This window comes from Pseudoalteromonas sp. SR43-5 (assembly GCF_014163835.1).
GTDB lineage: Bacteria > Pseudomonadota > Gammaproteobacteria > Enterobacterales > Alteromonadaceae > Pseudoalteromonas > Pseudoalteromonas distincta.
Map to the genome: position 1 here is coordinate 1 of NZ_JACJEA010000011.1, position 12,698 is coordinate 12,698.

The 12,698-nt window shown below is 37.1% G+C and carries 9 protein-coding genes and 1 tRNA gene; 3 read left to right on the forward strand and 7 right to left on the reverse strand.

Annotation, left to right across the window (positions count from 1 at the left end; translation table 11 throughout):
• The 4 genes from H5090_RS08150 to H5090_RS08165 form a co-directional block, all read right to left on the reverse strand.
• Positions 1-2,248, reverse strand: a 2,248-nt coding sequence (locus H5090_RS08150; RefSeq protein WP_310736312.1) for a FimV/HubP family polar landmark protein, incomplete at its 3' end; no start/stop codon positions are given.
• 354 nt (positions 2,249-2,602) lie between these two features.
• Positions 2,603-3,619: an aspartate-semialdehyde dehydrogenase gene (locus H5090_RS08155; RefSeq protein WP_024594855.1), complete on the reverse strand. Its 1,017-nt coding sequence runs from the start codon at positions 3,617-3,619 to the stop codon at positions 2,603-2,605.
• 48 nt (positions 3,620-3,667) lie between these two features.
• A complete protein-coding gene (locus H5090_RS08160) occupies positions 3,668-4,789 on the reverse strand; it encodes a 4-phosphoerythronate dehydrogenase (RefSeq protein WP_024594856.1) in 1,122 nt (373 codons plus the stop codon).
• A gap of 265 nt (positions 4,790-5,054) precedes the next feature.
• A complete protein-coding gene (locus tag H5090_RS08165) occupies positions 5,055-7,277 on the reverse strand; it encodes a TonB-dependent receptor (RefSeq protein WP_039484465.1) in 2,223 nt (740 codons plus the stop codon).
• 417 nt (positions 7,278-7,694) lie between these two features.
• Between H5090_RS08165 and H5090_RS08170 the strand changes: the two genes are divergently transcribed.
• The 3 genes from H5090_RS08170 (at position 7,695) to H5090_RS08180 (ending at position 10,156) form a co-directional block, all read left to right on the forward strand.
• Positions 7,695-8,285 (forward strand): LuxR C-terminal-related transcriptional regulator, encoded by a 591-nt coding sequence (locus H5090_RS08170; RefSeq protein ID WP_182695491.1) that lies wholly within the window; start codon positions 7,695-7,697, stop codon positions 8,283-8,285.
• A 320-nt stretch (positions 8,286-8,605) separates the two neighbouring features.
• The gene (locus H5090_RS08175) at positions 8,606-9,736 is read left to right on the forward strand and encodes a porin (protein ID WP_024594859.1); all 1,131 of its coding nucleotides are present in this window, start codon (positions 8,606-8,608) and stop codon (positions 9,734-9,736) included.
• Positions 9,737-9,748: 12 nt separating this feature from the next.
• Positions 9,749-10,156 (forward strand): hypothetical protein, encoded by a 408-nt coding sequence (locus H5090_RS08180; RefSeq protein ID WP_002962772.1) that lies wholly within the window; start codon positions 9,749-9,751, stop codon positions 10,154-10,156.
• Between the two features lie 188 nt (positions 10,157-10,344).
• On the opposite strand, the gene H5090_RS08185 is transcribed toward H5090_RS08180, so the two are convergent.
• The 3 genes from H5090_RS08185 to secG all read right to left on the reverse strand — a co-directional run bounded on the left by H5090_RS08185 (position 10,345) and on the right by secG (position 12,698).
• Complete coding sequence (locus tag H5090_RS08185) at positions 10,345-11,970, reverse strand: methyl-accepting chemotaxis protein (protein ID WP_182695453.1); 1,626 nt, start codon at positions 11,968-11,970, stop codon at positions 10,345-10,347.
• A 209-nt stretch (positions 11,971-12,179) separates the two neighbouring features.
• A tRNA-Leu gene (locus tag H5090_RS08190) sits at positions 12,180-12,264 on the reverse strand.
• Positions 12,265-12,344: 80 nt separating this feature from the next.
• A complete protein-coding gene (gene secG, locus H5090_RS08195; RefSeq protein WP_002962769.1) occupies positions 12,345-12,698 on the reverse strand; it encodes a preprotein translocase subunit SecG in 354 nt (117 codons plus the stop codon).

A 12,698-nucleotide genomic window follows, 5' to 3' on the forward strand; every position in this document is an offset into this window, starting at 1 on the left:
GCTCAGGCTCTTCTTCAAGCTCAGGCTCTTCTTCAAGCTCAGGTTCTTCATTTAATGATGAAGCAAGCGACTCAATATCATCAACATTTAATTCTTCTTGAGCATCTGCTAAATCCTCAACTGAGTCTGCCAATGCATTATCAATTTCTGAATCTCTTACATCTGAATTTTTTACTTCATCATCAATTAGGTTATCTATGTCGTCTAAATCAAAATCATCGCTTTGTTCAACTAATGAATCATTTGCAGTATCAACTGCTTCCTCATCAATTAAGCTATCTATGTTGTCTAAATCAAAGTCGTCACTTTCCTCAACTAATGAATCATTTGCAGTATCAACTGCAGCCTCATCAATTAAGCTATCTATGTCGTCTAAATCAAAGTCGTCACTTTCCTCAACCAAAGAGTCATTCTCAGTATCAACCGCAGTCTCATAAATAAAGCTATCTATGTCGTCTAAATCAAAGTCGTCACTTTCCTCAACTAATGAATCATTTGCAGTATCAACTGCTGCTTCATCAATTAAGCTATCTATATCGTCTAAATCAAAGTCGTCACTTTCCTCAACTAATGAGTCATCTGCAGTATCAACTGCAGCCTCATCAATTAAGCTATCTATGTCGTCTAAATCAAAGTCGTCGCTTTCTTCTAGAAGTTCATCTTCGTCGAGTAACTCTGCATCAAGTGAGTCATCTACCACATCACTTTTTGGGTCATTCGCCTCATCAATTAAGCTATCTATATCGTCTAAATCAAAGTCGTCGCTTGTATCAAGTTCAGCTGAAGTGTTATTTGAGGTATCTAATTCTGTTGATGTTTGATCTAATAATTCATCTATATCAAAATTATCTTCATCTGCAAGCTCTTCACTTAAAGCCGCCATTTCATCATGAGATTCTAAGCTGTCATCCTCTAAAGCTTCGCTTGTTTGCGGTGCATCAAACTCAGGTAGACTATCGTCTTCATCAAACAAGCTATCTAAATCGTCATTAGTTAGGATTTCATCATTGTTAATTGAGTCATCAGATAAGTCTAAATCTATATCTTCAGCGTTTTCATCTGAAGGTTGATCAAACCCTTGCTGCATAAAAATATCGAGCTCATCATCGTCATCGGTATTTTCATCATCAAAAACAATGTCATCGCTTAGCAAGCTTTCGAGCTCATCCTGATCAAGTAAATTTTCGTCGCCAGAAAAATCATCTAAGCCGTCGTCTAAATCATCATTAGGCAACATATCACTTTCGAGACTATCATCTAATTGAACACTCAAGTCATCTAAAGGGTCAGGTACAATTGGATCGTCATTTAAGCTTGGGCCTAAATCATCATCGCCAGTATAAGTTGGGGTTTGTGGTAAAAAGTCATCATCGTTTTGCGGCTCTTCTTGATTACTTGCTCGTTTGCGTAAAAACATAACGATTGCAAAAATAATCAGTAACCCAGGAATAAACATTAACAAGCCCAGTACTATGGGGTTTGAAAATAATGAGCCAAAATCAAATGACTCTTTTGGTATTACTTCTTGTTTTTTTTGTTGGGCAATAATCTCGTTTTGTTTAACGATGAGTTCTTTTAACTGATTTTGAATTTCGCTGTCTTGTCCTAATTGCAAACGTAAGTTTTCGAGCTCTTTAGATATTCCTGATAACTGTTTTTTAAGATTATTATTTTCAACTAAAATCTCTTCTACATTACTAACTGAGCTTTTAAACTGTTGTTGTAACTCAACAAGCTTAGTACCTTGCTCTGTTTTTATTTCATTTAATTCTTTCTGTATCTCTTTTTTAGCATCGTCTACATCAATTTTACGCGCTTGAGTTACTTTTGTTTGCGCTGAGTTAATTTCGCTTTGTGTAAGCGTGCCATTTTTTTTCTTTTCCCATAATGCATCATCTTGCTCAGAGCGTTGCTTTGCGAGCTGCGTATTTACAGCTTTTATTTCGGCTAAGGTAGGGATTTTTAAATAGGCACCATTTTGAATGTGGTTAAGATTTTGTTCTAAAAATGAATCGGGATTTTTGTTATACAAAGCCTGCATAACTTGATAAATACTGACAGAATTGTCTGGGCGCACTTTAGCTGCTATACGCCAAAGCGTATCAGTTGGTTTAATTGGCCCAATTGATCGCCCTTGCGCACCATAGTCAACGCCTTTAGGCCCCTTTAATTGGGTACTGTCCTGAGAGTAAACTGGCGTTACTATCAATGCAGACGCTAATATAATAAGTGTAGCTAAACCGCGCATGCTGATCCTTTAATATTTAAATATTAATAAAACACCTAAAACTTAAGTGCATAAATATTGTTTATTATTGCTATTATCAGCCAAATGACTGACTCGCATTTATTATTACAATCTATTTTTATTGCAAGCTCTATTCCAATTACAAACTATAAACCAGTTAGAGCGTAATATCCATCGCAACACCTTGAAAATAAATGCCTTAAAACATCTTTATAAATATTAATTTATTGAGTGTTATCAATCAGTTTTTGTATTTTTAAAATTAAACGGCAAAAATTTGACAAGCCATATAAACAAAAAGCGGCAAACAACTACTGTTTACCGCTTCAAAAGCATGTTTAGCGCAATTAACTATTACATGTAATTGGCAATAAGCTCTTCTGCAATTTGAATGCTATTAGTTGCAGCACCTTTACGAGTGTTGTCACTTACAACCCACATGTTTAATCCATGAGGATGAGAAATATCAGCACGTAATCGACCTATATACACAGTATCGTTACCACTAGCGTCAGACACTGCTGTTGGGTAGTCACCTTCATCATCAATTAGCTCGACACCAGGCGCGTCTTTTAAAAGTTGTTTAACGTGTTCAAAGTCATAAGGCATGCGCGTTTCAATATTAATTGATTCTGAGTGCCCAAAAAATACGGGAACACGTACACACGTTGGGTTCACTGCAATAGTGGTATCACCCAAAATTTTATGAGTTTCGTTTACCATTTTCATTTCTTCGCGCGTATAGCCATTATCTTCAAAGCTATCAATTTGAGGAATAACGTTAAATGCAATTTGCTTTGGAAATACTTTATTATCCATAGGGCGTGCATTCATCAAATTAGCTGTTTGCTTTGCAAGTTCATCAACCGCGTCTTTACCTGCACCCGATACAGCTTGGTAAGTAGATACATTAATACGGTCTATTCCGTAAGCATCATAAATTGGTTTAAGTGCTAACATCATCTGAATAGTTGAACAGTTAGGGTTAGCAATAATATTACGATTTCTAAAATCAGCTAGGCTTGAAGCATTAACTTCTGGCACCACGAGTGGTATTTCAAAATCATTTCTAAAGTGCGATGTATTATCGATTACAATACAGCCGGCTTCAGCAGCAATAGGAGCATATTTTTCAGATACACTGCCACCAGCAGAAAACAAACCTATATGCGCTTGGCTAAAGTCAAAGCCTTCAACGTCAAGTACTTCAATGGTCTCACCACGAAACTTTATATCTTCACCTGCGCTGCGGCTGCTAGCAAGTAAAAAAAGCTGATCAACAGGAAACTTACGATCTGCTAGCGTTTCAATGATTTGACGGCCTACTAAACCAGTAGCGCCAAGTACGGCAACGTTATATTTTTGCGACATATTTCTTCCTCTATAAACGACATTAAAACAACATCGTTAGTTAAATAATTATTCAGCTATGCTAAAGCCAAGCTGGCTAAGTGCTGCTAGTTGTGAGCTATCACCTTGTAGAAATAAAGTGCTAAATTCTCGCCTTATTGGATAGTTTTTACGTAAACTATCAAAGCCGTCGCTCTCTAGACGACGAAGTAATATTCCGTCATCGCGGCGAACGTCATAAATTAAATGCACTAAACGGGCAATATCTTGCTCATTAAGGCTTTGCGTAACAGTTGCATTTGTAACGGCTGGTGTTGGTAAAAAATCATCCAACGATTTAATCGCCTCAACACCTTTGAGCTGACACAGTTTTTGATACAACATTTGTGTACCACGAGCTTTCCCCTCAAGTGTATGCCCTGCAATGTGCACACTAGCGTAACGAACATGCTCTAGTAATTCAGTTAAAATATTGGGTTCTTTCTCCCATACATCAAGTACTAAATCTAAATCAGCCCCAGCTTCCATTACCTCAAGTAATGCTTGGTTATCAATTACATCGCCACGGCTTGCATTAATTAGCGTGGTTCCTGGCTTAAGTGCCTTTAAACGCTCTTTACCCATCATGTGCAGTGTTTTATGCTCGCCACTTTTAACAAGGGGAACGTGAAAAGTAACAACATCTGACTGCGCTAATAACTCATCAAGCGCTACATGCTCTTGTAGTAAGCCTTGTTCGTGCTTAATCGGATCGCACAGCAGTACAACTACGTTTAATGCTTTTAATTTTTGCGCCAAACATGTACCAATGTTGCCCATCCCTACAATACCAATTGTTTGACCACACAATGGACGCGCATTTTCTTGGCTTAATGCAAATAAGCTACTAATTACATATTCAGCTACAGCAACAGCATTACAACCAGGTGCACTTGTAAAAGCAATATTTCTATCATGCAGTAATTGCGTATCAATATGGTCAATGCCGATTGTGGCAGTACCTACAAAGCTCAACTTGTTAGCTTGTACCAAAAGTTCATGATTAACATTTGTCACCGAACGAGTAAGAAGAACATCTACATCTATTAATTGTTCAGGCGTTAATTTACGACCATCAAAACGCTCAACCTCACCAAAGTCTGCAAAGTACTGCTCAACTAAAGGCATATTTTGATCGGCAAGAATTTTCATTACAGAGTCCGTTTGGCAATTAAGAGGCGCCATTGTAGCGAACAACCTAGCCTTTACACAAACTAAAAAGGCGCATTTTAGTTAATACAAAGACTCAAAAATGGGGATGTGGATTGTTTTAAATCAGCAATTAAAATTAGGAATTTAAACGATGCAAATAATAACCTTACTATTGAATACACAAAGGCCGAATCACAGCATGATTCGGCCTTTATTATGCAAAATAAACTTCAATTACATTATATTTTATTTACTTGATTTTAGTTTATAGCTCAAAATCTTTTTTGAATTTCAAACCAAATTCACTTCGATCATTACTACGCATTACGCCAACAAAACCTGATTGTTGTAGACGACCAACATCGTAAACTTCGTTTAGAACGTTTTCACCATACAGTGTAACTTCCATATCGCCATATGGATTAGTGTAGGAAATATTAAAACCAACTAGTTCACGAGAGTCAATGGTCTCACTTTGGTTATAAACTGATTGCCCTTGCATTTCGCTTCGGTACGAATAATTAGCATTAAATGCAAGTGTTGCGCCGCTCTCTAAATCCATAAAGTAAGAAGGTGCAACCATGACAGTCCAGCGTGGTGTAAGTGCAGGTGAATCGCCTTTACCTATACCTTGTACACCCTCAGCCACTTCTGTTATTTCAGAATCTAAATAACCAACTGCACTGCGAATAGTAAAGTCATCAGTAATAGCGACTGTTGTTTCAAGCTCAATACCTTGTGCTTTAGACTGGCCCGCATTTTCTACAATTGTTACAAAACCGCCACCTGCTGTTGGGTCTGAAAATGGTAATGCTAAATCAGTGTAATCAGTCACAAATACCGCAAGCATCATAGATACATTTTCGTGTACTTGGCCTTTTAGACCCATTTCGTAGTTAACCGCTTTCGTTTCGTCAAATGATACAAACTGGTCTGGTCCACCAAATGGGCGCGGTGGAAAACCACCTGTTTGGTAGCCTTTTTGAATCTGGCCATACACATTCATATTATTGCTAAGCTGATAAGATGCATTTACATCCCACGTAACTGCATCAAAATCTGCACTTACATACTTACGAGTAGGAAATGATGGGAATATAGCATTTGCATCTTTTTCATCTTTTGAATAACGAAGACCACCACCTACCGTTAAATCGTCAGTTAAATCGTAGCTTGCATTAAAGTAGGCTGCGTAAGAATTAGTTTCTTGGTTAATTTCAAAATCGCCGTAACCACCAAATGATTCTGTTACTCCGTCATTCAATAAGCCATTGGGTGTATTAAATGGGCTGAATACAAATGGGCCTGAACGTGTAAAGCCATCTTCATTAAAAAAGTAAAGGCCTGACACAAAGTCCATATTATCAAATGTTGCATTTAGTTGAATTTCAAACGAGTACTGATCAGCTCCGCCCTCTTCTGGAAACTCAGATAAGTTTAAAGGTGATGCATCGTCATCTAGGCCACCTTCATACTCAGATGTACGGTAGCTTGAGATAAACTTAGTAGTATAAGTATCGTTAATTGCCCAATCAGCCGAGAACGATGTGCCCCAACCTGAGTAAGAAGTTGATTCAATACCTGCAACGGTTGTACCTAAATCATCAGGGTCTGATGGAATTAAATCTTGAGTCAATAATGGGAAGTCGCCATTAAACACATCGTTTGCATCTAGCGGGTCAGTTAATTCAATTGTGTAAGGCGATTGACCTGACTCGTTATCAACTCCATCTAAAGCAAAAGTGAATGCTAAATCGCTGTTCGCTTGCCATTTAAGGGCTACACGACCACTGAATTCCTCTTCCTCACCAATTTCTTTCTCTGGATTTGCTAAATTAACAGCTTCACCAACACCATCACGTGTTTTGTAAGATGCACTCGCAGACATGCTTAGTTCATCGTTTAGTGAGTTATTAAAATAAACATCACCAGCAATACGTCCACGACTTCCCAGCTTAGCTGAAGTAGTTACAATACCTTCATCACCAGGTTGCTTTGTAATTACATTTACAGCGCCACCTAATGTATTACGACCATATAAAGTACCTTGTGGACCACGAAGCACTTCAACACGCTCAACATTAGGTAATGATAAATTAGAACCCATTTGACGACCTAAATAAACGCCATCTAAGTATACGCCTACACCTGGATCAGTAGTTATTATGTGATCTTGCAGACCAATACCACGAATGAACACAGACGCATGTGCTGCATTACCAACACCGTAACGGGTGATGTTTAAGTTTGGAACATATTTACCAATATCTTCAAGATTACTCATATTGGCTTTATCAATTAGGTTCGCCCCAATTGATGTGATAGCGGTTGGAGATTCAAATAAGCTCTCTGTACGTTTACGAGCTGTGACTTCGATTTTTTCAAACGCGTCTTGTTTTGCGGTTGTTTTAGCTTCTTCAGCATTTACTGAAGTAGATAGTGCAGCGACAATTGCTAGGCTTAACTGTGAGAGTGTGCGTAGTTTCAAAATATTCTCCAAAGGATACCGTGTGATTTTTGTTATGCTTTTATATTGATAATATAAATTTTAGGCATAAAAAAAGACGCTAAATAGCATCTTTCCTCTGGACAGGTATTATATGACATTATTGTGAATAAATGTATAAATTATTTAAATAAATTCATAGAAAATGACAGTAATTTAAGCATTGTTAGCTTTAAATGAATTATCATAAATAAACCCTTCTAATATTTACCTCACTAATGAACTGTTTTAAAACAAAAAATCTCATAAATACTACTTTAAAGAGCGCATAAAACATACTCATACATGTACTTTAGTGTATAAAAAAAGAGCTAAAACACATTCAGGTATCATTGAAATTAACTAAAAATAAGAATATAGTGCTAAAATGTAGTCTATGGATAGAATATTATGAATATTATGAATATTGAAAATACAGCCAATAAAAGCCCCACATGCTTCACCAGCCCAAATTACACATCACTTTTTTGTGTCGCAGCTGACTTCAACGTCCTACTTGTCAATTATCAAGCTTTAAATGTTATTACAAACCATGAACTTATAAATCAGTTTATGCTAAAAAACGGTCACCAAGGACTCGTTATTTTTGACGTGCCCAAAGACGGTGATGTTTTGGCATTAAAAGAGTGGCCTAATTTGAAAGGTTTGTTTTATGAAGGCACTGACGAAGTACTACTGCAGCAAGGATTACAAGCAATAGAACAAGGAAAACTTTGGTTTCCACGTGCGGTAACTGATGGTTGGATGAGACAAATGCTAGCGAGTGAACAACAAACTACGCTGCAATCAAATAACTTAACCTGCAAAGAAATGAAAGTATTAAACTTATTATTTTCTGGCTTACATTCAAGCGCAATTGCAGACACTTTATTTATCAGTGAAGCTACAGTTCGTGTACATTTACACAAGGTGTATCAAAAAATCGCTGTAAAAAACAAGCAACAAGCATTGCTTTGGTGTCAAAAAAACTTAAATAAGATCAATAGTTAAAACCGATTAAGCAAACTTGATAATAGCTATTGTAATTACCAGCAACATTCGTTCTAACTCCTTAACCAAAGAACGTAAAAAGAAAATTTAGTTATAATATTCCCGCCATTTTAAAAAGCCTTATTAACTAGATTTAAAGTTTATTCTAATAAAATCATACTATTCTGCTTTTAATACATACATAAAATATATATGTTACAAAATTAAAAAGCCGTTACTAAATTTATTTTTATTAACTTCCTAAATTTATTAGATAAAAAACACTATCACTTCTATAATCCTATTGAAATCAACATCTAAATAACAAATAGGAAATACATATGAAAAAGCTATCTGTAGCAGTAGCTGTATGTGCTGTACTTGCATCTAGCTATGCAAGCGCTGAAGTACGTATTAATGGTTTTGCATCTATAGTGGGTGGTAAAAGCCTAGACAGTGATCAAACCTTATACGGATATGACGATGATATCTCATTTAAAAATGAGAGTAAGTTCGCTTTACAACTATCTGCTGATCTTCAAGAGAAGCTAACGGCTACGGCTCAAATTATTGCGCGTGGAGAGGACGACTTTGACGCCACATTCGAATGGGCATATGTTACTTATGAATACAGCGATGAACTGCAATTTAGCGCTGGTAAAATGCGTGTTCCTTTCTATAAATACTCAGATTTCTTGGATGTTGGCTATGCTTATCGCTGGGTACGTCCACCTCGCTCAGTATACGGTATCCCATTTTCGACTTATGAAGGCTTGAGTGTTGTTTACAACAATCAATTAGGAGATTGGGACTCTACTTTGCAAGGGTTTTATGGCGCTTTTGATGGCGATATAGATGTATTTGGAGATAGCTTACCTGCTGAGTTAAATAATTTAGGCGGTATAAACTGGAGCCTATCATACGACTGGTTCAGTGCACGAGCTGCATATATTGTGGCCGACACAAGCATTTCATCTAATGACAGCGGTTTAATTGGACTTGTTGAAGTACTTAATACTAACGGTTTAACGAGTACAGCAAATGATCTTACTACTGACGAAGATGAAACAACTTTTGTTGGTATTGGCTTCTCTATTGACTATGATAACTTCTTATTTGATGCTGAATATACACAGTTTGAAGTAGAGGGAAGTATTTTGGCTGAACAATCACAATACTATGCCTCTGCCGGTTATCGTATAGACGATGTTATTGTTCACTTCACCTATGAAAAAAATGATGATAAACATGATTCATCACGTTTTAATACTCTTGAATCAATTCCTTTATTAAATACTACAGTGAACTTTGCCCTAGAGAGCATGCGTGCAGAGAGTAACGTATACACAATTGGCGCACGTTATGACTTCCACCCTTCTGCTGCATTTAAAATTGACTTCAGTCGATTTGATGATGACATCACTGACACTGAAACGGATGTAGTAGCCGTTGGTGTTGATTTAGTATTTTAATTGGAGCGGAATATGAAAAAATTAATCCTCGCTAGTGCGCTTTCATTATGTTCTTTCGGTGCTTTGGCTGAAGTTGCAGTAATTGTAAATCCTGGTAATGCAAATGCACTTGATGCAGAGACTATTAAGAAAATTTACTTAGGAAAGGCCAAGTCGTTTGATAACGGCAATAAGGTCAACCCAGCAACTCAAAACGGTACCGCTATTGCTGATGAATTCAATTCTAAAGTGGTAGGTAAATCGAGCAGCCAATTAAATGCCTATTGGTCAAAACTTGTTTTTACAGGTAAAGGAACACCGCCTGAAAAGTTTGATTCAGATCAAGCTGTCATTGACTTTGTTGCCGCTAATGGTGATTCAATCGGCTATATAGATAGCAGTAAAGCAACTGACAAAGTTAAAGTGATTGCTACCTTTTAATTGCTATTATTAAATTAAAAAAACCACCTAATCGGTGGTTTTTTTATAACTTAACTTTAATAACAATTCGCTCGATTAAGTAAGATATTTTGAGGGAGAAAAACTGTTCAATAGAAATTTTAACACAGCTAGCGTCTGATCTGCCCTCTCAAATTGAATAAGCATTACTTCGAATTGATTTAGCTACGTTACTCAATTTTAAATTTAGCCGTGGCATCTAATAGGTTATCTGAAAGGTAATGAAGGTTTTTAGCTACATCCCTCACAGCCGTTAGCGAGTCCATTGTATCTTCAAATGATACGTGCATATTTGTCACGTTTTCTACAACCATAGCAGCAACTGATGTTTGCTCTTCTGTGGCAGCAGCAATTTGTGAGTTCATTCCATTTATTTCTAACATTTGCTCTGCAATTTTCTCTATAGAAATACCCGTTTTTTCTGCTGCAGTTGCATTATCTGTAGCCATATCTCTTGCAGTCGTCATTGCAGTAACTGATTCGTTAGCCGCTTCAGTTAAAGTAGTCAACAGCTCTCGAATCTCATTTGTAGAGTGAGCAGTTCGCGATGCAAGCTCTCTAACTTCATCAGCAACAACAGCAAAGCCTCGGCCATGCTCACCAGCACGGGCAGCCTCAATGGCAGCATTAAGTGCAAGTAAATTTGTTTGCTCCGCTATTGATGTAATAACATTTAATATTTGCGACACATTTTTTGTATCGTCTGCTAATTTATTGATAGTTGTAGCAGCGTGATTAATCTCATCACTTAACGTACGAGAAGCGGTTACTGATGTTTGTACTTGAGTTCGACTTTGCTCAACTTCTTTCTCAGCCGTTTGCGCTGCATGAGAAGCACTTGCAGCTGATTGAGAGATATCTCCTACACTCTGTTTCATCTCTTCCATCGATTGCTTTACAATCTCAGCATCAGTGGTTTGTTTAGTCGTTGCACGCTCCGCTTGTTCCATCCCCTGCACTAAGCGAGTAGAGTTTTCCATTAACGGTTCGCAAACCGCGATAATTTCTAACACCGTTTTTTTCAATATGCCAATAAAAGAGTTGAAGTTTATAGATACTTGACCTATTTCATCTTCAGAGTTAACTGTCAATTTAGTGCTTAGCGAGCCTTTACCGCTTGCTAATAAGCTTAAATTATTTGCCGCATCACTTGCCGAAGAAGCAATTCGCTTAGCTATCCAAATAGCCATAAAGAGTAATAAAATAAGCGATACAATAGAAACAACTAACATTAACGTAAGGGCGTAATCAGAGCGCTCCTTTGTGCTTGCAACAAGTTCAAAAAAACGATCGTCAGCTTTGACTTGTGCTGCCTTAAACTTTTCTAGGACATCGTTATAAAGCGCTGTTTTTCTCTGTGCTTGTTGTTGAATTTTACTAAAATCTGCTGTTCCATTTACCATGCCATTTGCGATAGTCGCTGATATTTTTTCGTAATTTGCGAGCTGCTCTTTAGTGTCACTGTGAATGTAAGAGGCATTTATTTTTTCTATCGCAATAATATTCAACTCAAGTTGCTTGTATGTGTCAGATGCTTTCTCGACTAAATCTTGCTCACCAAATGTTACGGCTTGGGTGTAAAGTTCGTCCAGCTTCTCTAAAATGCCAACATTAGCAGATGTTAACTTAACAACTTTGTAGGATGATTTTTCCATTTCATCAAGTGCAATTCTATTATCATTCATAGCAAAATAGTTGATCAGAACAATCACTAAAAATGCAACGACAGCAATACTCGTAATCGCATGTATTTTTTTACTTATGCTGAGATTTTGAAAAGTGAAGCCTGAAGCCATTGTGAATACCTTATTTTATTGTCTAAATCTATTATCGGCTTATTACTCATAAGTGTTAACTAAATTTGTAAAATTTCTAGTTTTTTTTACAAACAATTCAAAATTCTACATAACTAATTGCCCTTTAAAAAAAGAAAGTACAAATAACATTCAATTTAAATCGCAGGCACAAAAAAACCAGTAACATTTCTGTTACTGGTTTCTAAATTTGGTGCGGATGGGGGGACTTGAACCCCCACGCCCGAAAGCACCACCCCCTCAAGGTGGCGTGTCTACCAATTCCACCACATCCGCATTTTTAAGCTTTCGCTTATTTGTTAAACATATGATTTATTTGAGGAGTATAAATCGTTTAACGATAGCATTACGCTAAATTAGTTCGGTACGTCAGAGCTTTGCTCTTTCGTAGATGTTACCGGAACATCTTCTTCAACAGGAACTACAGTTTCTACTGCAGGAGCTGCTTCTAGGTTTTCCCACTCGTCAGTCTTTTTAATTTGACCTGCAGTTAGGTTACCTAGCACAATGCTTAAAACAAAAAATACTGTTGCTAAGCTTGTGGTTGTTTTTGTCATAAAGTTACCAGCACCAGACGAACCAAAAACCGTGCCTGAAGCACCAGCACCAAATGAAGAACCCATATCTGCGCCTTTACCTTGTTGAATTAAAACCATTCCAACTAGAGCTAAAGCCACAACTAAATAAACTACTAATAAAATTTCGTACAT

Excerpts from the sequence above, each read along its gene's own strand:
- H5090_RS08170 (WP_182695491.1), top strand. The coding sequence starts at position 7,695 with ATGAATATTGAAAATACAGCCAATAAAAGCCCCACATGCTTCACCAGC.
- secG (WP_002962769.1), bottom strand. The coding sequence starts at position 12,698 with ATGTACGAAATTTTATTAGTAGTTTATTTAGTTGTGGCTTTAGCTCTA.
- H5090_RS08180 (WP_002962772.1), top strand. The coding sequence starts at position 9,749 with ATGAAAAAATTAATCCTCGCTAGTGCGCTTTCATTATGTTCTTTCGGT.
- H5090_RS08160 (WP_024594856.1), bottom strand. The coding sequence starts at position 4,789 with ATGAAAATTCTTGCCGATCAAAATATGCCTTTAGTTGAGCAGTACTTT.
- H5090_RS08175 (WP_024594859.1), top strand. The coding sequence starts at position 8,606 with ATGAAAAAGCTATCTGTAGCAGTAGCTGTATGTGCTGTACTTGCATCT.
- H5090_RS08185 (WP_182695453.1), bottom strand. The coding sequence starts at position 11,970 with ATGGCTTCAGGCTTCACTTTTCAAAATCTCAGCATAAGTAAAAAAATA.
- H5090_RS08155 (WP_024594855.1), bottom strand. The coding sequence starts at position 3,619 with ATGTCGCAAAAATATAACGTTGCCGTACTTGGCGCTACTGGTTTAGTA.